The organism is Streptomyces sp. NPDC030814, assembly GCF_055572155.1.
The window spans coordinates 693,765-716,543 of record NZ_JBVIDX010000001.1 but is presented as its reverse complement, the minus strand read 5'-3'; the positions used below and the strand labels follow the sequence as shown (position 1 = coordinate 716,543).

General features: G+C 72.3%; 13 protein-coding genes. 3 read left to right on the top strand and 10 right to left on the bottom strand.

The annotated features are described in order from the left end of the window. Positions 1-21 precede the first annotated feature (21 nt). The 5 genes from ACZ43N_RS02975 to ACZ43N_RS02955 all read right to left on the bottom strand — a co-directional run bounded on the left by ACZ43N_RS02975 (position 22) and on the right by ACZ43N_RS02955 (position 15,504). Positions 22-2,436: an SWIM zinc finger family protein gene (locus ACZ43N_RS02975; protein ID WP_468094568.1), complete on the bottom strand. Its 2,415-nt coding sequence runs from the start codon at positions 2,434-2,436 to the stop codon at positions 22-24. After that, on the bottom strand, positions 2,433-5,288 hold the full coding sequence (locus ACZ43N_RS02970) for a DEAD/DEAH box helicase (RefSeq protein WP_468094567.1): 2,856 nt from the start codon (positions 5,286-5,288) through the stop codon (positions 2,433-2,435). Before ACZ43N_RS02970 ends, ACZ43N_RS02975 begins: the two co-directional genes overlap by 4 nt. Before the next feature lie 612 nt (positions 5,289-5,900). Next, positions 5,901-6,674 (bottom strand): SDR family NAD(P)-dependent oxidoreductase, encoded by a 774-nt coding sequence (locus ACZ43N_RS02965; RefSeq protein ID WP_468094566.1) that lies wholly within the window; start codon positions 6,672-6,674, stop codon positions 5,901-5,903. A gap of 87 nt (positions 6,675-6,761) precedes the next feature. Continuing rightward, complete coding sequence (locus ACZ43N_RS02960) at positions 6,762-7,580, bottom strand: thioesterase II family protein (RefSeq protein ID WP_468094565.1); 819 nt, start codon at positions 7,578-7,580, stop codon at positions 6,762-6,764. Then, positions 7,567-15,504: an aminotransferase class I/II-fold pyridoxal phosphate-dependent enzyme gene (locus tag ACZ43N_RS02955; RefSeq protein WP_468094564.1), complete on the bottom strand. Its 7,938-nt coding sequence runs from the start codon at positions 15,502-15,504 to the stop codon at positions 7,567-7,569. The genes ACZ43N_RS02960 and ACZ43N_RS02955 overlap by 14 nt, the downstream gene beginning before the upstream one ends. An 827-nt stretch (positions 15,505-16,331) precedes the next feature. Here ACZ43N_RS02955 and ACZ43N_RS02950 point away from each other — a divergent pair. After that, positions 16,332-16,883, top strand: a complete 552-nt coding sequence (locus ACZ43N_RS02950; protein WP_468094563.1) for a transposase — start codon at positions 16,332-16,334, stop codon at positions 16,881-16,883. Then, positions 16,775-17,074: a transposase gene (locus tag ACZ43N_RS02945; protein ID WP_468094562.1), complete on the top strand. Its 300-nt coding sequence runs from the start codon at positions 16,775-16,777 to the stop codon at positions 17,072-17,074. Before ACZ43N_RS02950 ends, ACZ43N_RS02945 begins: the two co-directional genes overlap by 109 nt. 53 nt (positions 17,075-17,127) lie before the next feature. On the opposite strand, the gene ACZ43N_RS02940 is transcribed toward ACZ43N_RS02945, so the two are convergent. The 3 genes from ACZ43N_RS02940 to ACZ43N_RS02930 form a co-directional block, all read right to left on the bottom strand. Beyond that, positions 17,128-17,709, bottom strand: a complete 582-nt coding sequence (locus ACZ43N_RS02940) for a sugar kinase (protein ID WP_468094561.1) — start codon at positions 17,707-17,709, stop codon at positions 17,128-17,130. Next, positions 17,706-18,851, bottom strand: a complete 1,146-nt coding sequence (locus ACZ43N_RS02935) for an ROK family glucokinase (RefSeq protein WP_468094560.1) — start codon at positions 18,849-18,851, stop codon at positions 17,706-17,708. The genes ACZ43N_RS02940 and ACZ43N_RS02935 overlap by 4 nt, the downstream gene beginning before the upstream one ends. A 166-nt stretch (positions 18,852-19,017) precedes the next feature. Further along, positions 19,018-19,755 (bottom strand): GntR family transcriptional regulator, encoded by a 738-nt coding sequence (locus ACZ43N_RS02930; protein ID WP_468094689.1) that lies wholly within the window; start codon positions 19,753-19,755, stop codon positions 19,018-19,020. A 129-nt stretch (positions 19,756-19,884) separates the two neighbouring features. Between ACZ43N_RS02930 and ACZ43N_RS02925 the strand changes: the two genes are divergently transcribed. Further along, positions 19,885-20,901 (top strand): Gfo/Idh/MocA family oxidoreductase, encoded by a 1,017-nt coding sequence (locus tag ACZ43N_RS02925; RefSeq protein WP_468094559.1) that lies wholly within the window; start codon positions 19,885-19,887, stop codon positions 20,899-20,901. Positions 20,902-20,983: 82 nt separating this feature from the next. On the opposite strand, the gene ACZ43N_RS02920 is transcribed toward ACZ43N_RS02925, so the two are convergent. Both ACZ43N_RS02920 and ACZ43N_RS02915 read right to left on the bottom strand, forming a co-directional pair. Further along, positions 20,984-21,484 carry a hypothetical protein gene (locus tag ACZ43N_RS02920; RefSeq protein WP_468094558.1) on the bottom strand — a complete coding sequence of 167 codons (501 nt, stop codon included), beginning with the start codon at positions 21,482-21,484 and terminating at the stop codon, positions 20,984-20,986. A gap of 54 nt (positions 21,485-21,538) precedes the next feature. Further along, complete coding sequence (locus tag ACZ43N_RS02915; protein ID WP_468094557.1) at positions 21,539-22,729, bottom strand: cytochrome P450 family protein; 1,191 nt, start codon at positions 22,727-22,729, stop codon at positions 21,539-21,541. Positions 22,730-22,779: the final 50 nt, after the last annotated feature.

Sequence of the window (22,779 nt, the reverse complement as noted above, 5' to 3'; positions counted from 1 at the left end):
GCGGTGGAGGGCGCGGGGCCGTCAGAGGTCGTCGGTCGTCCCCAGGCCCGTCAAGGCTCCCACCGGGTCGAGATCGGGTGTGCCTCTCGGCCACCAGTCGTCCTGGCCCGGTTCGGACTCGTAGGCGTACCACAGGCCGTCCCGGCCGAGGCGGAGCTGGACATGACCGAGAGGGTGGGTGAGGTGGTTGTGCCAGGGGCGGAACGCCGGGAGGTCGGCGGCGAGGAGCAGGGGGCGCGCGCGGTCGAAGCGGCCTGCCGGCGGGTCCCAGGGCTCCTCCAGGACGGCGAGCCCTTCGAGGCCTCCCTGGCGCCAGGCGGCGACGGCACGGGCCAGGTCGGCCGGGGTGCGGCCGGTGGCGGCGGCCAGCGAGGAGTACAGCGCGCGGGTGGTGGCGGTGAGACCGGAGCCGGGGCGGGCGGCGGCCAGCCGGACCGCGTCCTGCCAGAGCGTCAGCTCGGCGACCGGGTCCCGTCCGGTGGTGAGCAGCGCGTGCGCCCGGGCCGCCGCGTCGGTGGCCAACTGGTCCAGCGCGAACGGGTCCGGGCCGCCCGGCGCCCCCGGATACACGGGGGGCTGCTCCGGGTGCGGGGGCGGGGGCAGCGGGGCCGGCAGCGGCGGGAGGGCACGCGGGGCCAGGGCCTCACTGGCCCGGACACCCGGGAGTGCCGCGGGCCGCTGCTCCTGGGCGGCACGCGCCGCCCGCGCGGCGTTGCGCCGGGACAGCGCGTCGAGCAACTCCCGCTCGCCCCGGCCGCGCAGGAGCAGCAGGACGAACGGGTCCTCGTCCAGCAGCCGCGCCGTCTGATAGCAGAGCGCCGCCGCGTGCTTGCAGGGGTGCCCACGGTCCGGGCAACTGCAGTGGGGCTCCAACTCCCCAGGGCCGGGCAGCAGTCGGGTTTCGCGACGGTTGGCAGCGGACACGGGCGCGGCACCGGTGCCGGCGAGGGACTGGGGCAGTTCCTTGTCGAGCAGGGCGGCGATGTCGGCGGGGCGCTCCGCCGCCGTGTCCAGGAAACGGTCCCATTCGTCGTCGTCCAGCGTCCGCAGCCGGACCTGCACCCGGTACGGCCGTGGCCGGCTGCCGTGCACATAGGCCAGCACCAGTCCCGGCGTGACGGTGATCGCGTCCACGTGGCCCTTGTCCGCGTACGTCCGCCCCCGGGCGAGCCGGGCCGCGTCCAGGGCACCCTCCTCCAACGCCGTCACCCACGCGTTCCCCCACCAGCTCTGCGCGAACGCCTTCCCGGCCGACGTCCGGGGCGGGAAGGCACGGAAGGTACGGCGGAGTTCGCCGTCCCGGGAAGGCGCGGCCATGGTGCTGGGGACACGAGGAGTGGCGGAGCCGACGGGTCGGGCGTCACCGGTCTCGGCCCTGGCGTCGGCTTCGGCTTCGGCTTCGGCTTCGGATGGTTCCGGTCGGCCGCTGCGCCCGGGGGCGGGGCGGGACGCCATGGGCCGTGCCGGAGGGCCGTCGTCGCCTGGGCCCGCACCGGGAGCTGACACGGCGTCGCCCCGGCTCCGTGGTCCGGCGGAGGTGAGGTCGGGTGTGGCCTCCTCCGAGGGCAGCTCGAAGGCACCGGCGAGCAAGGCGCGTACATCCCGGACCGGGCGGTGTCCCTCACCCCGGTCAGCGCTGCGGCCCCGCCTCTTCGACCCGGCCCGGCGGCGGATGGGCGCCGGGTCCGCGGGAGGGCGCGGGGACACGGTTCCGAGCCTGGTGTCGGGTTCCCCTGCCGCCGGCTCTCGGGTGACTCCCCCGGCCCTGGCCTCGGTCGCGGCCTCCGCTTCGGTGCGGGCCCGCTCGGCCGCGCTTCGCGCGGCGCGCAGCGCGGCACGGGCGATGTCACCGGGCCGGGCACCGCCCGACGCGACCGTCCCACCGGCGCGGGTGGCCTCCGGAGTGCGGGGCGCACTCTCCCCCGACGGTTCCTGGGGCGGGGCCGCCGCCCTGGCGTCCGCAGCCCGCCACAGCGCTCTGCGGGCCGCGTCACCCGGCCGGACGCCCCGCGCGTCCCCGGCCTCGCTCCGGGCCGACGCGGGCGTCGTACCACCGTCCCCCGCCACGCCACCGGGACTCTCCCGCTCCGCATCGCCACGGCCGGGCGTCTCTGTCACCGGGCCTGGCGTCCCTGCCGCGCCGCCGGACGTCGTACCAGCCGGTCCCGACGTCCGCGCGACACGGTCGGACGCCTCGGCGCCGCCGGCGGACCTCCCGGCGTCGCTGTCCGACCGCCCGTTCGCACCGCCCGACGCCTCAGCGCCGCCGGCGGCGGCCGGGCTCCCCGGATCCGGCGTCGCCCCGCCGCCCGGCGCCGATGTCGAAGTGCCCGGCTCCTCCCCCTGCTCCGCGCCACGCATCGCCCGTTCCCGCGCGGCGCGCAGGGCTTGGCGGGCCGCGTCGGCCGGACGGGGGGCGCGGTCGGGGGCGCTCATGTCGACCTCCGTAGGGAGACGAGGTCGGTCAGCTCGCGGTCGGTGAGTTCGGTGAGGGCCGCTTCGCCCGAGCCGAGGATGGCGTCGGACAGGGCACGCTTCGATTCGAGCATCTCGGCGATGCGGTCCTCGATGGTGCCCTCGGTGATGAGGCGATGGACCTGGACGGGCTGGGTCTGGCCGATGCGGTAGGCGCGGTCGGTGGCCTGCTCCTCGACGGCCGGGTTCCACCAGCGGTCGAAATGGATGACATGGCCGGCGCGGGTGAGGTTCAGGCCGGTGCCGGCCGCCTTGAGGGAGAGGACCAGGACCGGCGTCGCCCCGCTCTGGAAGCGGTCCACCATCTCCTCGCGGTCCTTGACCGGTGTGCCCCCGTGGAGCAGTTCGACCGGGATCGCGCGGGCGGCCAGGTGCGCGGTGATGAGACGGGCCATGCGGACGTACTGTGTGAAGACCAGGGCCGAGCCGTCCTCGGAGAGCAGGGTGTCCACCAGCTCGTCGAGGAGGGCGAGTTTGCCGGAGCGGGCGGACAGGCGGTCTCCGTGACCGGCCGCTTCCTCCTTCAGATACAGCGCCGGGTGGTCGCAGATCTGTTTGAGGGCGCCCAGCAGTTTCAGGACCAGGCCCCGTCGGGCGATGCCCTCCGCCGTCTCGATGGCCAGCAGCGACTCGCGGACGACGGCCTCGTAGAGCGCGGCCTGTTCACGGGTGAGGGGAACGGGGTGGTCGGTCTCGGTCTTGGGTGGGAGTTCGGGGACGATTCCGGGGTCGGACTTCTTGCGGCGGAGCAGGAAGGGGCGGACCAGTCGGGCGAGGCGGGCCACGGCCTCCTCGTCCTCGCCGTTCTCCACGGCTCGGGCGTGGCGGGCGCGGAAGGACTTGAGGGGGCCGAGGAGGCCGGGAGTGGTCCAGTCGAGGAGGGCCCACAGCTCGGAGAGGTTGTTCTCCACCGGGGTGCCGGTGAGGGCGACGCGTGCGGGCGTCGGGATGGTCCGCAGGGCCTTCGCCGTCGCCGAGTAGGGGTTCTTGACGTGCTGGGCCTCGTCGGCGACGACCATGCCCCAGTGCTGCTCGGCGAGTTGGGGTGCCGTCGAGCGCATCGTGCCGTAGGTGGTGAGGACGAAGCCGTGACCGAGGTCGTTCAGGGTGCGGTCGGGGCCGTGGAAGCGGCGGACGGGCACGCCGGGGGCGAAACGGGTGATCTCGCGCTGCCAGTTGCCCAGCAGGGAGGCGGGGCAGACCACCAGGGTGGGCTCGGGGCGGGCCCGGCGCAGATGCAGGGCGATGACGGTGATGGTCTTGCCGAGGCCCATGTCGTCGGCGAGACAGCCGCCGAGGCCGAGGGAGGTCATGAGGTCCAGCCAGGCCAGGCCCCGGAGTTGGTAGTCGCGGAGGGTGGCCGCGAGGCCCGGGGGCGGGTCGACGGGACCGACGCCGGCCGTCAGCCGGTCACGGAGCGCGGCCAGCGCGCCCACCGGGACCGCCTCCACGGTCTCCCCGTCCACGTCGGCGGTGCCCGTGAGGGCCACGGACAGGGCGTCCACCGGGTCGAGCAGGCCCAGTTCGCGTTTGCGGGCCTTGCGGACCAGAGCCGGGTCGACGAGGACCCACTGGTCGCGCAGGCGGACGATCGGACGGTGCGCCTCGGCCAGGGCGTCCATCTCGGCGTCGGTGAGCGGATCGCCGCCGAGGGCCAACTGCCAGCGGAACCGCAGCAGTTCCTCGCTCTCGAAGAAGCCGGTGCCGTCCGTGGCCGAGCCGGGCGCCGGGCGCACCTCGGCCCGAACGCTCAGGTCCTGGGCGAGGTCACTGGGCCAGTGCACGGCGACCCCAGCCGCGGCCAGCCGGGTCGCGGCGACGCCGAGGAGGTCGGACAGCTCGTCCTCGGAGAGCGCGAGGACATCGGGGACGTCCTGCTCGGCGAGCCGGTCCAGGGGCGGCCAGACGCGGGCCGCGCGGCGTACGGCGAGGGCGGCGTCCACCCGCGCGCGCGGCCCGAACGCCTCGTCCGCGTCGCCCGCCCAGAGCGCCGCGGCGTCGACGACCAGCGTGGGGTCGGCGAGGCTGTGCACCTGGACCACCGCCGCGCCGGCCCGGCGGCCCCCTTCGCTGTCGTCGAACAGGTCGTACGCCGACAGGTCGAGGCGCAGGGAGATCCGTACGCCCGCGTCCATGCCGGCGGCGACCTCGGCGGCCCAGTCGCGGGCGCCGGGGAGCCGCTGGCCGGTGCTCGCCGCGAAGGGCTTGCCGCAGACATGCGGCGCGGCCGGGCCGCGGGGCAGGGTGTCGGCGACGGCGTCCAGGAAGGACCGCATCAGTGCTTCCGGTTCGGGCAGCCGGAGGGGGCCCTTGCCGGGCAGCGGAACGGCGTGGCCCTCGTACGGCAGCGCCGCGGCGACGGCTCTGAGGTGGGCGATGTCGTCCGGGTCGAGCGGTCCGGCCCGCCAGGCGTCGAACCCGTCGGCGGTGAGCCCCGGCAGCAGGCGCCCCCGGGCGACGAGCCGCAGCGCGTGCAGGGCGGCGGCACCCCAGCAGGCCGTGGCGGGGTGGGCGGCCGGGTCGCGGCGGGCCCGGGCGAGCAGGGGCAGGGCTTCGGCGACGGGCAGGGACAGGGCGGGGACGGTGCCTCTGCGGACGCCCGTGGCGCCGTGCCGTCGGACGACCGTGAGGTCCTCGGTGCCGCCGGGCGGCGGTGTGCCGCTCTCCGGGTCCCAGAACGCGACCCGGCCGTGGCGGGGGAGGGGCGCCGGCAGGAAGACGGCGGCGAGCCGCACCGGGACGGTCGGGGGCCCGATGACGGCCCGTGTCACGAGCACGGCCGTGGCGGCCTCGGGAACAGCCAGGTCCCGCATGTGTCCGGTCACCTCCCCGCCCATGGTCGGATGAGCCGTCCCCGGCTCCGATCAGCTGTCTCCGACTCTACGGGCGGGGTCTGACATCGACGCCGGCACCCGGGTTCCGGCGGCCCTGCGCGAGCCCGCACGGGACGGGACGGCGCTGGTCAGGGCACGGTTCGCGACACCAGGCACACCATGGGACGGTCCGGGTGGCACCGGTTCACGACGATGTCGTGGGTGGGCGCGCTCCCTCGCCGACACCCAGCTCCGGACCAGGAGGACGCTCGATGAGGACCGGGCGATCCTGGTCACCGCCTCCGGCGACATCACCGGCCGCCTCGGCCGGGCAGCCGACCTCCGGCGCGCCCACCAGCAGCGCGGCAGCCGGCCCTGGCCGGCCTGTGACCGCGGGTCTGCCCGGACCGGCAGGCTTCCCCGACTGCCCGGTATGCGCCTACGTCCTCACCGGCACCGCCCGCCTGCGCTCGACTGGAGCACGAGTTCGCACACCTGGTGCGCCACCGCGGCCCGGGATCCCGTCGCGGCCGGAGCGGTCCGCCGGCCTGAGGACCCCGTACGAAAGCCGGCGCCCGGGGACCAGGGCCAGGGGCGGAAGCCGAGCGTGCGTCAGCCGTCCTTGGGCGCGTCCGCGGCGAACATCCTGACCACTGGCCTGGGCAGGTACTTCGCTGCGAACACGGCGAGCTTGTAGAGCGTGCCGGGTACGACGAGCGGCTTGTTCCGCGCCAGGCCCTGAAGCGCTTCCTCGACCACCTTCTCCTTGGGTACCCAGGCATACGCCGGGACCTTGTCCTTCGTGGTCATATCGGTCTTCACATAGCCCGGGCACACCAGTGTGACGGCGACCTTCGCGCCCGCTTTCCTCGTTTCCAGCCGGATGCTCTCGCTCAGCGAGCACAGGTACGCCTTCGACGCCCCGTAGGTGGTGCTGTTCTGATAAGCGATGAGCTGGCCGGCGACGGAGGAGATGTTGATGATGCCGCCTCGGTCGCGCCGCACCATCGTCCGCAGCGCCGCGTGGCACAGCCTGGTCGGTGCCAGCGCGTTCACCAGAACGGTCCGTTCCTCGCTGTCCACCGGGCAGTCGGCGAAGGGCCGGGTCTCGCCGATACCGGCGTTGTTGACGAGGAGGTCGACGGGTCTCTCCTCGTCCTGCAGACGCTGCTCCACCAGGCGCAGCTGTGCCGGGTCCGCCAGGTCGGCGGGAATCACCTCGACGTCGACGCGGTGCCGTTCGGTGAGCCGCTGTGCGAGCATCGTGAGCAGATCGGTCCTGCGTGCCACGAGAACAAGTGCACATCCCTGTGCTGCGAGGCGTTCCGCGAAGGCTTCACCGATGCCCGCGGAGGCGCCGGTGATGAGCGCACGATGGTAGGACACGCAGTCAACTCCTGTGGAAGAGAAGGGTGGTCTGGCCGGTTCGTGGCGTGGGTTGACGGATGGTGCGGGGCCCGCCGGCCCCCGGCGCTACGCCCGGCCCGCCAGGGCGGGCCGGCGGAGGCGGACGAGTTCGCCGCGGACGGCCTGCAGCAGCAGGCGTTTCGACGGCCCGTTGAGGAAGAAGTGGTCGCCCTCCAGGCGCCGGTGCAGCAGCGAACCGGTCGTGTAGGCGCGCCATGCCTCCACCTCGTACGCCGATGCGAGGGGGTCTTCGGTGCCGGAGAACGCGGTCATGGGGCAGTTCAACGGGGGCCGGGCGGTCCAGTGGTAGGTGTCGTAGAGGGCCAGGTCGGCGCGCAGCACGGGCAGGCGCCCCCGCAGGAACACGTTCCCGATCTCCGGGTCCTCGCCCAGTCCACCGAGGTCCCGGACCAGCTGTCGCAGACCCGCGTCGTCGAGGGCGTGGTGGGAGCGGCCGCCGTACAGCTGCGGCGCCCGGCTGCCCGACACGAAGAGGTGCCGAGGCTCGGGCTCGCCGGCCTCGCGCAGCGCACAGGCCACTTCGTAGGCCAGCAGGGCGCCCATGCTGTGACCGAACAGCGCGTAGTTCCCGGTCAGCCGGTGGTCGAGCAGGGCCTCCGTGAGGTCGGAGACCAGCTGCCGCAGCACGGTGTAGGGCTTCTCCCGTCGACGCAGTGCCCGACCCGGGAGCAGTACGGGCACGACCTGTGTCCCGGCATCGAGGTGTTCCGCCCAGTCTCGGTAGACCGATGGGGTGCCGCCCGCGTACGAGAAGCAGATCAGGTGCAGTGGCGAGGTTTCCGCTTCGGCCGGGTCCCCGGGCACCAGGCCCGGGAACCAGTGGCTGGTGGGCAGCCCCGGCGGTCGGCGCTCAGCGGATGGCATACCGGCGGCCTTCCGGCGAATCGAGCCAGGCCAGTGTGCGCGCGACACCTTCGCGGAAGCCGACCTCGCACTTGAAGGCGAAGTCGTCGCCGGCGCGGTCGACCGGGTAGGACTGGTCGCGGTCGAACAGACTCACCGCGTGCCGGGTGAGCAGCGGACGGCTCTTCACCCCGAGCACGCCGTACAGCCGCTCGGAGACCGTGGCCAGACCACGCGCCACCGGAGACGGCAGGTTGACCGCGGGCTTCCTCACCCCCAGCCCCTCGGCCAGGGCGTCGATGTACTCGCGCCAGGTCGTCAGGTCGGGGTTCCGCAGGTTGTACACCTTGCCCACCGCGGCCTCGGACCCGCACGCGGCGATCATTCCGTCCACGAGGTCGTCCACGTAGATCAGCCCGGCCGGGACGTCGCCCCCGCCGATGTAGATCATCTGCTTCTTGAGCAGCTGGGTCGCTATCTCGATGACGAAGTCCCGGCTGCGCGGCCCGTAGACGCTCACCGGGCGTACGACGGTGCACGGCAGGCCGATCCGTCGGGCGGTTTCCCGCACGGCCTGTTCGCCGAGCCCCTTGCTGCGGTTGTAGGGCAGGCCGATGTCGTTGAAGCCGGTGGATTCGTCGCACGGCGTGACCGGGTAACCGTAGACATCGGTTGTGCTGACGTGCAGGAAGCGTTCAACGGTGCCGGCCCGGTGAGCGGCCTCGACCAGGTTCCGGCTGCCGTCGATGTTGATCCGTCGGAAGTCCTCCCAGGGGCCCCAGTCGGCCGACATGCCCGTGCAGTTGTAGACATGTCGCGCACCTGCGACGGCCCGGTCCAGACTCTCCGGATCACCGAGATCACCGGTGACGATCTCGACGTCGACGCCCTCGAGGGCGGTGCGGTCGCTGCCCTCGCGCACGAGCGCCCTGACACGGTGTCCCCGTTCGGCCAGCCGACGGGCGAGATGACCGCCGATGAACCCGCTCGCGCCCGCCACCAGGACGACGGCACCCTCGTCCGCGCGGAACTCCGGCTCACCCACCGGATCGGGCTGAGTGCCGCTCCGCGATCCGGCGCGAGGCTTGGTCCGCGGTACCCGGTCCGCACCGGCCGGGGACGTCGCCACAGGCGTTTCTTCCGTGCTCTCCGCGTTCTCGGCCATGGCCCTTTCCACTAGGTCGAGGGAGTGATCCAGGTCGTCTTCGGTGTGGTCCGCGTTGATGAAGAACCGGAGCCGGCACTCGTCGCGTGCGACCGCCGGATAGCCGATGGGCATCACGTTCACACCCTCGTCCAGCAGCCGGTTGGAGACCTCGATGGCCTTCTCCCATTGACCGACGATGACCGGTACCACCGCGGAGGCCCGGGAGACGCCGACATCGAGGCCGCGGGCCCGGGCGGAGTCGCGGAAGTGCTCGGACAGGGCCCGTACCCGGGCCACGCGGTGCGGCTCGTCCCGGATGACCCGGACCGCCTCGAGGGCCGCCGCGGCGTTCGCAGGCGAGATGCCCGTGCTGAAGATGTGCAGAGGGGCGGTGAACTTCAGGTACCGGACAAGCGGCTCCTGGCCCGCGATGTAACCGCCGAGGCTGCCGATCGCCTTGCTCAACGTGCCCATCCACAGGTCGACATCACGACGGTCGACGCCGAAGTACTCTCCGACTCCACGGCCGGCGTGCCCCAGGACACCGAGGGAGTGCGCCTCGTCGACCATCAGCAGCGCACCGTGGCGCTTCTTCACCTCGATGAACCTGCGCAGGTCCGGGAGGTCACCGTCCTGGCTGTAGGCCCCCTCGATGAGGACCAGCGCGCGGCGATGCTGCGCACGCAGCATGCCGAGCATCGAATCCAGGGCCCGCCAGTCATTGTGTGGGAAAGGCCTGCGCCGCGCCCCCGAGAGGACGGCGCCGCGTACCGCGCTGTCGTGGATCCACTCGTCGTGCAGCACCAGGTCGTCGGGGCCCAGGACGTGGCTGATGGTCGCGACGTTCGTGGCGTGGCCACCCGCGAAGACGATGGCCGCGTCGGTGCCGAGGAACGAGGCGATCTCGGCCTCCAGTTCGTGGTGCAGCGGTGTCTCGCCGAACAGCAGCGGTGTCGCCGAACTGGAGGTGCCGTACCTGTCGATGGCGTCCTTCGCCGCCTTGCGGACGCGCGGATGGTTCGACAGGGCGAGGTAGTTGAAGGACGAGAAGTTTATGACCGTGCGGCCTTCTATGGTGGCGCTGCCCGAGTTGAAGCCCTCGTGCACCCGGCCGTACGGGTTGGCGCCGCTCGACGTCGCCTGACGGAGCCGGTCGTGCAACTCCGCGTGTTCGGGCCAGTCCTCGAACGTACGCTCCTGCTTCACCGCACGCCCGGTTCCGTCGGCCGGAACAGGCGTAGGTGCGGGTGTCGCCCGCGTGGATTGGGGGGCCGCCGACTCGCTGCTCGCGGGGTCGGTGCGGACGGCCGGTGTCGCCGCCCCCGCGGCACCGGCCATCGCCACCAACTGCCGGACGGTGAGGTCCTCGGCGAGGGCTTCCGGGTTCCCCTCCAGGCGACCGGGGAACTGCCGGGAGAGCGAACGCTGCAGTTCCGTGCGCATCAGTGAGTCGAACCCGAGGTCGCCGGTCAGACGTGCGTCCAGGGGTATCTGGTCGACGGGGAAGGCGCAGACCCGCGCGACCTGGTGGAGGACCGCAGCGCGCACGGATCCCGTGTCGGCCGCGGCGGCGGTGTGCCCCACGGGCTCCTGTCCCACGGGCTCGTGTCCCACGGCCTCCAGTCCCACGGGTCCCTGCGCCACGGCCTCCCGGACCGCCGGCACCGCGGACGTCCGCAGGGGTGCAGGTTCCGGTCGACCGCGCCCTTCCTCAGACCGCGTGAACCAGTACGACTGACGCTCGAAGACAGCGTGCGGCACGGGGACGCGCGTCCTGCGAAACCCTTCGTCGAGAGCGGCCCAGTCCACTTCGGCGCCGACGCAGTGCAGACGCCCCAGCGACTGCAGCAGCGTCTTCCAGTCGTCCCCCTCCGCGTCGCCCTTGCCGCGGCGCAGCGAGGGGAGCCACAGCAGGGGGTCCACGTCGTCCGGGGCCGGCGTGGATCGCATCATGTTGAGCAGGGTCGGGTGCGGGCCGATCTCCACGAACGCGTCGCAGCCCAGGCCGCGGAGCGTGGCGAATCCGTCGGCGAAGCGGACGGTGTCCACCACGTGGGCCGCCAGGTCGGCGGCGCCGATCCGCCCCGTGACCAGCTCACCGGTGGAGTCGGAGACCCAGGGGATCTCCGGCTTCGAGAAGTCCAGGACCTCGGCCGCCTCACGCAACGGCTGCACCACGCCCGCCATCAGCCGGGAGTGGAAGGCGTGCGACACGGCCAGCGAGGTCACGGTGACGGACCGGCCCCGCAGCACGTCACCGACCTCGTCGATGTCCTTGCGGTGCCCGGAGAGCACCAGATGGTCGGGGGCGTTGACGGCTGCCACCGAGACCGGACCGACGCCTGCCGCCACGGCGTGAATCGTCTCGGCGTCTCCGACACATGAGATCATCGCGCCGTCGCCGGGCTGTTCGTCCATGAGCCGGCCACGCAGGACCGCCAGTCCCAGCGCGTCCTCGAAGGACATCACCCCGGCCACGCACGCGGCGCCGTAGGCCCCGATGCTGTGCCCGAGCACGGCGGCGGGCCGCACGCCTAGCGACATCCACAGCTCGGCAAGCGCGACCTCCAGTGCCACGAGAGCGGCCTGGCAGTAGCGGGTGCTTCGCAGCCGGTCCGCGTGCTCCTCGCTGAAGAGCAGACTCGGCAACGACACACCGAGTTGCGGGCGCAGTACCCGGTCCGCGCGGTCGAGGGTGCGGGCGAACCCGCCGTGGGTGTCGTAGAGCCCCTTGGCCATGCCGGTGTACTGGGTGCCCTGCCCGCTGAAGAGGAACGCGACCCTCGGCACCCGGCCGGCCTCGGCCCGGTGGCGGACCACGGCGGTCGATGCCTCGCCGAGCGCCAGCGCTTCGAGGCCCTTGTCGAGCGCCTCGGCCGAGCTGCCGATCACCACCGCTCGGTGGGAGAGCCGGGCCCGGCCGGTGTTCGCCGTTCGGCACAGGTCCCCGAGGGCCACGTCCCGGTGGGTGGTCAGGTGCGTGCGCCAGTGCTGAGCCAGGCTGGTGAGCGCCGTGGGGGTGTGCGCGGAGAGAGCCAGCGCGTGCACCGGACGCCGCGGGGGAAGGGCCCCGTTCCGCGCCGGTTCGGGGGCCGACTCCAGCACCACGTGTACGTTCGAGCCACCGAAGCCGAAGGAACTGACCCCGGCCCGCACGGTGGTCTCGGCAGGCAGGCTGGTGAGCCGGGTCGGCACCGCGAGGCCGGAATCCTCCCAGTCAAGGTGCCGGCTCGGTGTGCGCAGGTGCAGCGTCGCAGGCACCTGGCGGTTGCGGACGACGAGAGCCGCCTTGATGAGTCCGGCGACTCCTGCGGCCGCCTCCAGGTGGCCGATGTTGGTCTTGACCGACCCTACGAGGCACCGGCTGCCCGAGGTGCGACGGCTGCCGTAGGCAGCTGCGAGTGCCTCCCATTCGATGGGGTCGCCGAGCGAGGTGCCGGTACCGTGGGCCTCGACGTAGTCGATCTCCTCACCGCGCAGCCCGGCCTGGACCAGTGCCCGTCGGATGACGTCCTGTTGCGCCGACCCCCTGGGCGCGGTCAGGCCGTTGCTCCGGCCGCCGTGACCCGTCGCCGCTCCCCTGATCACAGCGTGGATCCGGTCGCCGTCGGCGAGCGCCGCGGACAGCGGCTTGAGCAGCACCAGGCCCACACCCTCACCGCGCACGTAGCCGTTCGCGGAGTCGTCGAAGGTGTGGCAACTCCCCTGCGGCGACAACATGTTGCTCGCCGAGAAGGCCACGCCCAGGTCCGGGTCGAGCATCACGTTCACCCCGCCGGCGAGCGCTGTGTCGCACGCGCCGCGGCGCAGGCTCTCACAGGCCAGGTGGACCGCGAGAAGCGACGACGAACAGGCGGTGTCGAGGGCGAGGCTCGGACCGCGCAGGTCCAGCGTGTACGACAGCCGGTTGGCCGCGATGGAGTGCGCGTTGCCGGTGACTGACTGGACGTCGACCGCGTCCGGCCGGCTCATCGGGCGTTCGGCGTAGTCGTGACTGCTGATGCCGACGAAGACACCGGTGGCACTGCCCGCGAGGCCGGTCGGGTCGAGGCCCGCGTCCTCCACCGTCTGCCAGGCGGTTTCGAGGAGCAGCCGCTGCTGCGGGTCGGTCCGGACGGCCTCTCTGGCCGACATACCGAAGAAGCGGGCGTCGAACTCGTCGATCCGGTCGAGGAAACCGCCGAACCCCGGCGCGTTCACCTGGGAGGCGTCCCAGCGGTCCCGGGGAACCTCGGTGACCGCGTCACGACCGTCCACGAGCAGGCGCCAGTAACTCTCCGGGTCGGGCGCGCCCGGGAATCGGCAGCCGAGCCCGATGATCGCGACCGGTTCGTCGAGCCTGCTCTCCCCGCTGTCGCCGCCGACCGCCGTGACTCGTGAGGGCTCGTCGACGGCGGGCTCGTCGACGTCGGGCTCGTCCGGGTCGGCGAGGCGGATCGCGGCGGCTCGAATGGTCGGGTGGTCGAAGCCCACACCGAGGGGCACATCGCGGCCCATCGCGGAACCCAGTTCCGTGAGGATCGAGACGGTCCGCTGCGAGTCGAGGCCCAGTGCGGCGAGCGGCCTCGTGACGTCGACCGCCGCCGTCGGCAGGCCGAGCCGTGCCGCGACCTTCGCCACGAGCCAGGCCTCGATCGTCTCCGCGTCCCACGATGACTCTGAGGGCCGTGCCCCGTCGGACGTGGCCGTCTCTTCCGCGGCCCTGTCGCCCTCGGTCCCCTCGGGGACCTTCTCGCCGAGAAGGAGGGCGATCAGAGTGTCGACCCGTGGCCGTACCAGCAGCTCACCCACCACGACATCCGTGCCGAGCCGCCGTTCCAGCTCTGTGACGGCAGTGAGAAGCCTCGGATAGTCGATGCCGAGCCCGGACAAGGTCGCGGTGGGCACGACGGGAGTGCCGGGGTCCGCGGTGAGTCCGGACAGGACCTCGACCACGTGGTCGAGGACGTGCTGCGGACGGCGGTCGGCCGGGAGGCCCGCGAGCACACCGGTCCGCGGTTCCGCCCCGCCGTCGCGGGTGACACTCGCGGCGACGACGTCGAACGAGAGGTCCGAGAAGCCGGCCCGGCAGGCCTGGCGCTGGATCTTCCCGCTGGTGGTCTTGTAGACGGCACCACGCTTGAGGAGAACGACGGCGTGCGGGGTGATCTCGTGTGCCTCGGCGATCGCCGAGCGCACTCTGGCCAGCAGCTCCGGGGCGTCCTCAAGCCGCCTGCTGGAGACCTCGCAGACGACGACCATCTCCTCGGCGCCGTCCACCTCGACCGAGAAGGCCGCGACGCCGTCGGTCCGGATGCGGGTGTCCGCCTTCTCCACGGTGAGCTCGACGTCGTTCGGGTAGTGGTTGCGCCCCTGCACGATGATGACGTCCTTGGTGCGGCCCACGACGTACAACTGACCGTCGGTCATGAAGCCCAGGTCGCCGGTGCGCAGGTAGTGCCGGGCGTCCTCTTCCTCGATGCGGGCTCGGAAGGTCTCGTCGGTGGCTTCCGGGCGGCGCCAGTAGCCGAGCGCCACGCTTGCGCCCGCCACCCAGATCTCCCCGATCCGGCCCGGCTCGGCGACCCGCCGGCGGGTGGCTGCGTCCACGATGGCCACGTCCACCCCGTCCACGGGCCGACCGCAGCCGACGACCTGCGTGACCGGTCCGTCCCCTCGCCCCGTCACGGGCTCGGCGATCCCCGACTTGAGACCGTCCGACGCGAAGGTGTCCGCAGCGGGCGGTTCGCCGGGGCCGAGGCTCGTGACCATCAGCGTCGCCTCGGCGAGGCCGTAGCACGGCAGCAGGACACGGGGGTCCAGACCGCAGGGCGCGAACCTCTCGGCGAAGCGCCGGAGTGTGTCGGCACGGACCGGCTCGGCACCGTTCAGCGCGTGCTTCCAGTGGCTCAGGTCAAGACCGTCGCGCTGCTCGTCGGTGATCTTCCGGAAACAGTGCTCATACCCGAAGTTGGGTGCCACGCTTGTGGACGCCCGGGTCTTGGAGAGCGTGTCCAGCCACAGCAGCGGCTGGCGCACGAAGGAGATGGGGGCCATCAGGTGCGAGGGGAACCCGCCGTACAGCGGCTCCAGGATCCCGCCGATGAGCCCCATGTCGTGGAACGGAGGCAACCACGACACGAGGGCCGAACTCTCGTTGTGCTGCAACCTGCTGTGGATCGAACGGAGGTTGTCCAGCAGGTTGCCGTTGCAGACCATGACGCCCTTGGGCGTGGACGTCGAGCCCGACGTGTACTGGAGAAACGCGAGCGTGTCGCCCGTGGCATCGGTCGGCCGCCAGTCGTCGGCACCGGAGGTGCCGAGATCATCCGCACCCAGCCAGCGCATGCCGCCCAGTCCCAGCGCGGCGAGCTCAGCGGTCTTGGTGGCGGCGAAGAGGGCGAACTCCCGCGTCGTCAGGGCGTGGGTGGCCTGCGAGTCCCGGGCGATCGCGGCAAGACGGGGCATGCTGTGGCCGAAGCGCATGGTGTCCGGCGGATACGCCGGTACGGCCACGGCGTTGGCGTAGAGACAACCGAGGAAGCCCGCGATGTAGTCGAGCCCCGGCGGCAGGAGTAACAGGACCGGCTTGCCTGCAAGGCCCTCGTGCTGGAGTAGTGCGGCCACCGCGCGTACCCGCAGGTCGAGTTCGCGGTAACTCGCCGACGTGGCCTCCACATCGCCGGCGGTGCCGCCGGAGCCGGTGAGGAACCGGAAGGCCAGGGCGTCGGGGCGCTGCTCCAGGTGTCTTCGCAGCAGGGCGGCAACGGTCTGTGGGGCCTTTCCTCGCCTGTGCGTGGGAGTCGGACCTTGGTTCATGGGAGCCTCCGTCATCAGCCGGCGTGGGGTGCCGACGCGCCGGGAAACGTCGTTCATCAGCGAGTAATGGGGAGCAGAAGGCGTCAGGGGGCACTCGGCCGGCCGACGTTTCCGGAAAGGTGAGGGGACACGGCAATGCCGCCATGCGGCGAGTGAAGGTGCGGAAGGGGGCAGGCGCGAGGTGGCGCCGCGCGCGTCGGGGCACGGCCTCTGACGCCGAGCGGCGCGGGCGGTCAGCGGATCAGTGCTGATGCCGCAAAAACCCTGGGGGGTGTGGGAGTTGTGCGGGGGGAGGGGGGAGGACGCCTGCGCGCATTCCTGTGGGTTGGAGTGGGCAGACCGGGACGGATGTGAACGATGTGGTGGGTTCGGTCTTCGTCCAAATCTTCGCCGCTGGCGCAGTGTGGGGCAAGGGGATCACGCGCGGATCCGACAAGAAAACTCTAGGGGTTTCCCGTTGAGCGGGAATATAGAAGGTGAAAGCCGGGGTTACCGCGAGATATCGATCCGCCTGAAGGACCTGCGGAAACTACTTGCCCAGCTCGCACAGGAACGGTGACGAGCCAGGGGACGCAACCGGCCTAAGGGCTGTCCCGTGATCCGCGGTGGATCAGCGCACGGCGTCGGATGCTGGGGGCACCTCCCACGCCGTTCAGGCAGTGGGGGAGCATCGCAAGGCGGAGGGGCGTCCGCATACTGGATGTATGCGGGCGTTCCGACAACGCGGCGAGGTGCCGTAGCCGGCGTCGTGCGCCCGCCGGGGATTACGGGACAGCCCTTAGTCCCTACGGGCCGGCATTTTCCGCGTATTCACGTATCGTCACGCCGTGAAAGCAGAACCGGCGACCGGCAAGTGGGAACTCCTCGCGGACGCCCGGCACATCGGCTTCGTCGACGCGATCAGCGGGCAAGGTCCGTTCAGCCGGGTCGAGGGCCGCGACGCGGCGTCGGCCGCCGACCGGCTCACCTCCCGACCCGCCTCCTGGCGCGGGCAGGTCCTCCATGTCGCCGTCGACCTGTGCTCAGCCTTCCGCGCCGCCGTCCACCGTGATTCCCTGCCTCGCCCGGCCTTGGCCGTGGACCGCTTCCACATCGCGCAACTCGCCCAGCGCCACCTCACCGGCCCCCGCCTCGCCGGCCCACCAGGCGGCAGCACGGCCGCCGGGCCCGCAAGGGCGCCGATATCCACACCGTCCGCAAACTCCCGTGCCGCGCCAAGGAGGACCTCGCCGAAGACCAACGCGCCCTCCTCAAAGCCGAGTTGGACCACATGGGCGCCTACGGCCGCGCCCACGCCGCCGACCGAGCCCGCCTGCCCGAACTCGTCACCCTCACCGCCACCGTCGAGCGATGGTGGGACGGCATCGAGACCTACCTGACCACCGGCCTCATCAACACCGCCTCCGAAGGCAAGAACCGCCTCATCGAGCTCGAGGCACGCAACGCCCTCGGCTTCAGGAACCGCACCGACAAGCGCCCGCGCTCACGCTGCGCGCCCCCCGGGTGCCGCCGCCCTGCACGGGCTGCGGCTCGTCGCCCGGGGGCGTTCGCTGCCGCGGGCAGGGTCTGACTTTCGGTCCCGCCGGCCGTGCGTGAGCCCGCACGGGCCGGGAGAGGCGCCGGTCAGGGCACGGTTCGCGACACCAGGTACACCATCGGATGGTCCGGGTTGGACCGGTTCACGAGGATGTCGTGGGTGGGCGCGGGATCCTTCTGCCTGTTGACGAGGCCGTACCAGGGGCCGGGGCCGCTGAAGTCCCAGCCGACGATCCGCCGGTCGCGGGCGTGGACGGCCATCTCGCCCTCCTCCAGCGCCGCCGTGCCGGTGCCGATCTGGTTGAGGAAGCGTTCGAGGCCCTCGTTGCTCGTGTAGAACTGCACGTACAGGCGGCTGGTCCGCCAGTTGTTGGTCTCGTAGTACGCGACGTGCTTGGAGTACGGCGGGATGGGGACCTGGTAGAGGCGCTGCTGGAGCCGGGAGGGCCAGTGCGCGGTGAGGCCGGTCGCCGAGTACTTCGCTTCCTTGTCCTTGCCGCTGTCCCGGCTCTGGTTGGCGGAGATCACCAGATAGCCGGCGGGGACGCCGATGAGCAGCACGATGATCGCCAGGGTGAGCGCACGACGGCGGATCTTGTGGCGACGGTCCTCGGCGGGCTGCTCGGGTTCTTCGGGGGAGGTGCCCTGACGGGGCACGGAGGCGGTCACGCGGTGTCCTGGGTGGTGCGGCGGGCCTCCACGTACCGCGCGTACCGCTCGTACCGCTCGACGCGGCGGCGGTTGGCGCGGCGGAAGCGGCGGGCGACGAGGCGTGCGAGGTCGGCGGCGCCGACCATGCCGGCCTCGGGGCCGAGCTGGGCGCGGGCGATACGGGCCTCGGGGCGGTAGCCGCGGCCGGTGAGGTGGCGGCGGAAGGCGTCGCGGGCGGGGCCGATGAGCAGGTCGTCGGCGGCCGAGACACCGCCGCCGATGACGAAGCAGGACGGGTCGAGGGCGGCGGCCAGGTTGGCGATGCCGACGCCGAGCCACTGGCCGATGTCCTGGAGCAGTTCGATGCACATCGCGTCGCCCTCGCGGGCCAGCTCGGTGATCACCGGCCCGGTGATGTCGCCGATGTTGCCCTTGACGTGCTCGATGATCCCGTACGCGACCGGGGAGTCCGCGGCGGCCAGCTCGCGGGCCTCTCTGACCAGGGCGTTCCCGGAGCTGTACTGCTCCCAGCAGCCGCGGTTGCCGCACGGGCAGCGGTGTCCGCCGGGCACGACCTGCATATGGCCGAACTCTCCGGCGACCCCGAACTTGCCGCGCTTGACCTGGCCGTCCTCCAGGATGGCGCCGCCGATGCCGGTGCCCAGCGTGATCATGACCAGGTGGTCCTCGTCGCGGCCGGCGCCGAAGCGCCACTCGGCCCAGGCGGCGGCGTTGGCGTCGTTGTCGACCAGCACGGGCACGGCGAGACGGCCGGCGAGGCGGTCGCGCAGCGGTTCGTTGCGCCAGGACAGGTGCGGGGCGAACAGCACGCGGTTGCGGTCCGCGTCGACCCACCCGGCGGCGCCGATGCCGACGGCGTGCACGTCGTGCCGGTCGGAGAGGTCCAGCACCAGCTCGACGATCGTGTCCTCGACGACCTGGGGGCTCTTGGACTTGTCCGGGGTCTCCGTGCGGAGCTTCTCCAGGATGTTGCCGTCGGCGTCCACGACACCCGCCATCACCTTCGTACCGCCGATGTCGATGCCGACGGTGGGGACGCGGGGCGCCGTCAGGTGCGAGCGGCGCTCGCGCGTGCCGACAGTACGCAGGACGGTGGCCCGCGCGGAGCCGCGGTGGGTGAAGTCGCGGTAAGTGCTCATCGGGCCGATTCTGCCTTAGCGCTCCGCTTGGTGCGGCGTGGGGGCGGGGAGTGCCGCCCCCTTGTTTTTCGGGTGCGGGTGCGTGGGGGCTTCTCGCGCGGTTCCCCGCGCCCCTGTGGAGCAAGGGTTGCGCCCCTTGCTCCACAGGGGCGCGGGGCGGAGACCCCTACGCCCTCACCAGCAGCTGGAAGTCGAACGAGTAGCGCGATGCCCGGTAGAAGTGGGTGCCGTATTCGACCGCTCGGCCCGTGTCGTCGAAGGTGGTGCGCTGCATGGTCAGGAGGGGCGCGCCCACGGGTTCGGTCAGGCGTTCGGCCTCCTCCGGTGTGGCCGTTCTCGCGCCGATCGTCTGGCGGGCGCTGTGCAGGGTGATGCCCGCGGAGCGCATCAGGCGGTAGAGGCCCGTGGACTCCAGCTGGGGCGAGTCGAGGTCCAGCAGGCCGGTGGGGATGTAGTTGCAGAGGGAGGCCATGGGTTCGCCGTGGGCCAGACGGAGTCGCTCGATGCGGTGGACTTCGCTGCCCTCGGCGACGGCGAGGGCGGCGGCGACGTCGGCGGAGGCGGGAACCGTGGTGTTGAGCAGGACCCGGGTGGCGGGGCGCTGGCCGGCGGCCTCCAGGTCGTCGTAGAGGCTGCTGAGTTCCAGGGGGCGCTTGACCTGGCTGTGGACGACCTGGGTGCCCACGCCGCGGCGGCGGACGAGGAGGCCCTTGTCGACGAGGGACTGGATGGCCTGGCGGACGGTCGGGCGGGACAGGCCGAGGCGGGCGGCCAGCTCGATCTCGTTGCCCAGCAGACTGCCCGGGGTCAGCTCGCCGTGCTCGATCGCGGCCTCCAGTTGCTGCGACAGCTGGAAGTAGAGCGGGACCGGGCTGCTGCGGTCGACGCTGAGCTGGAGCGACACGGTCGGATCCACTTCTGGTTTCGGCACGGGCCGAGCGTAGCCCCGGTGCAGGATGACGGGAAGCCGCGTCGTTCGGTTGTCCGGACAATCCATTGACACGGTGGCGGGTGCGCCCGCACTTTGTTTCTCATGCGCATCGGACTCATCGGAGCGGGTCGAATCGGGACGATTCACGCGACCACGCTCAGCCGTCACCGCGACGTCGGCTCCTTGATCATCACTGATGTCGACCGGGCTCGGGCCCATGATCTCGCGGACCGCCTGGGCGAGACGGCCGCACCGGGAGTGGACGAGATCTTCACCTGGGGCGTGGACGCCGTGGTCATCACGGCCGCGACCTCGGCCCACGGCGAACTGATCGGTCGGGCAGCACGCTCGGGCCTTCCGGTGTTCTGCGAGAAACCCATCGCCGTGGACATGCAGGGCACCTTAAACGCGCTCGCCGAGGTCGACGCCGCCGGAACCGTGCTGCAGATGGGCTTCCAGCGACGCTTCGACTCCGGCTACGTCACCGCCCGTGAGGCCGTGCGCTCGGGCCGGCTGGGGCGGTTGCACACCGTGCGGGCACTGAGCGCCGACCAGGCGCCGCCGCCGGCCGGTTACCTGTCGGTGTCCGGGGGCATCTTCCGGGACTGCATGATCCACGACCTGGACGCCGTGCGATGGGTGACGGGGCGCGAGGTCGCCACCGTGTACGCCACGGGGTCGGACGCCGGGAACCCGATGTTCCGGGAGGCGCATGCCTTCGACTGCGCCACCGCGGCGGCCGTGCTGACGCTGGAGGACGGCGCCCTCGTCACGGCGACGGCGACGCGGGTGAACGGGGCGGGCTACGACGTCCGGATGGAGCTGGCCGGGGAGCTGGACACCGTGGTGGTCGGGCTGGACGACCGTACGCCGGTCGCGTCCACCGAGCCGACCGGGCCGCCGCCCGCCGACAAGCCGTGGACCGGCTTTGTGGAGCGTTTCGCCGCCGCGTACGAGGCCGAGGTCGCCGCCTTCGTCGAGGTGGTGCGCGGTGAGCGGGCCAACCCCTGCGACGGCCGCGAGGCCCTGCAGGCGCTGCGTGTCGCCGAGGCCTGTGAGCTGTCCCGGCAGGAGCACCGGCCGGTGAACCTCGGCGAGATCCCGGGCGGCCGCGACTGAAGCGGTCGGCCCGCGGCGCGAGGAAGGGCCAGGCGGGGGAGCGTGGGGGTCCTGTCGTCGGAAGAGTGCGCGCGGGCGCCCTTCACACGAGCAGCCGTACCGCCGGGGCCTCGGTGTCGGTGGCCAGGATCTGGTCGCAGTCGCCGCAGCGCAGGTCCCACGGCCGGCTCACGTTGGTCTGGATGCTGGGCTTGCCCGATTCCCTGGTCTCGTGGCAGTAGTACCCGAGGTGCAGCCGCACCCAGGGGTGGCTGGTGGGTGCCGCGGAGCGGCGGCCGTCGCGGCCGTCCTCGAAGGGCGCCCACCAGAAGTCGACCACGATCCGGACCGCGAGCCGTTCGTCCCCGGTGGTGCTGTCGAACGCGGCGATACGGGCCGGCGCGTGATGACGGCCGAGGCCGCTGCGGGTGCCGGAGCACAGGGCCTTCTCGGCGCCGCGCTCGAAGAGTGTGGTGCGGCCGAGGCGCTCGCAGACGAAGCAGTCCAGGCTGAATTCGAGGGCGCGGCCCCAGTACAGCTGGTGGCTCTCCTTGCCGCCTGGCGGACGGGTGAGGGCCGCCGTGATCTCCGCGGTGCGCAGCATGGTCGGGTTCTCCTACGGGGCTCGGGGCGGCGTGCGCGGGCGGTGGGAGCGTAGTCACCAGCGGACCGGCAGGCTCCGTACGCCACGTATCAGCATCCCCGGCAGCCAGGCACCCGGCGGGCCGTCCAGGGCCAGGTCGGGGCAGCGGTCGAGAAGGGTGCGCAGGGCGACGCGTGCCTCCAGCCGGGCCAGGGGTGCGCCCAGGCAGTAGTGGATGCCGTGGCCGAAGGCGAGGTGGCCGCGGGTGTCGCGGTGGATGTCGAAACGGTCGGCGGCGGGACAGCGGCTTTCGTCGCGGTCGGCGGCGGCCAGGCCGACCAGCACGGAGTCGCCCGCCGCGATGGACGTACCGGCGATGGCGAGGGGTTCGGCGGCGAAGCGGAACGTGGCGTTCTCCACGGGGCCCTCATAGCGCAGGGTCTCCTCCACGACCGCGTCCACGAGGCTCGGGTCGGCCCGTACCTCGGCGAGTTGGCCGGGGTGGGTGAGCAGGGTGTGGACTGCGTTGGTGATGAGGTTGACCGTGGTCTCGTGGCCGGCGATGAGCAGGATGAAGGCCATGCCGCGCAGTTCGTCCGGCGACAGCCGGTCGCCGTCCTCGTCGGTCGTGCGGATCAGCGCGCTCAGCAGGTCGTCGGCGGGCGGCGAGCATCGCTTGTCCTCGATCAACTCGCCCAGGTAGGCGGCGAGTCGGACGAAGGCGTCGTACTCGCTCTCCGCGCTGGTGGGTGCCACCGTCTCCGTCGAGAGCTCACGGAAGGCGGCGCGGTCGAACTCGGGCACGCCGAGCAGTTCACAGATGACGGTGAGCGGCAGCGGATAGGCGAAGGACCCCACCAGGTCGGCGCGGCCGAGCGGCAGCATCGCGTCGAGCAGCGAGTCGGTGATCTGCTGGATCCTGGGCCGCAGTCGCTCGACTCGGCGGGCGGTGAACTCGCGGGCGACGAGCCTCCGCAGCCGGGTGTGCTGCGGAGGGTCGGAGACCAGCAGGTACTTGCCGATCAGCTCCTCGTCGAGGAAGGTGACCCCGATCTTCGAGGCGTCCTTCGACAGTCGGGGGTCGGCGAGCGCGGCCCGCGCCTCCTCGTACCCCACCACCAGCCAGGTCTCGTGGTGCGCGTCGGGCCCCGGCAGGCGGACCCGGTGCACCGGGCCGAGGGCGCGCAGCTCGGCGTACACGGGATACGGGTTCTCGGTGAACCGCGTTCCGTACTGCCCCAGATCGATCACATGCGTGTTCCTCATGAATCCCCCTCACCCGCACAACGCACGAGCCCCCGCGCGGGTGCCCGCGT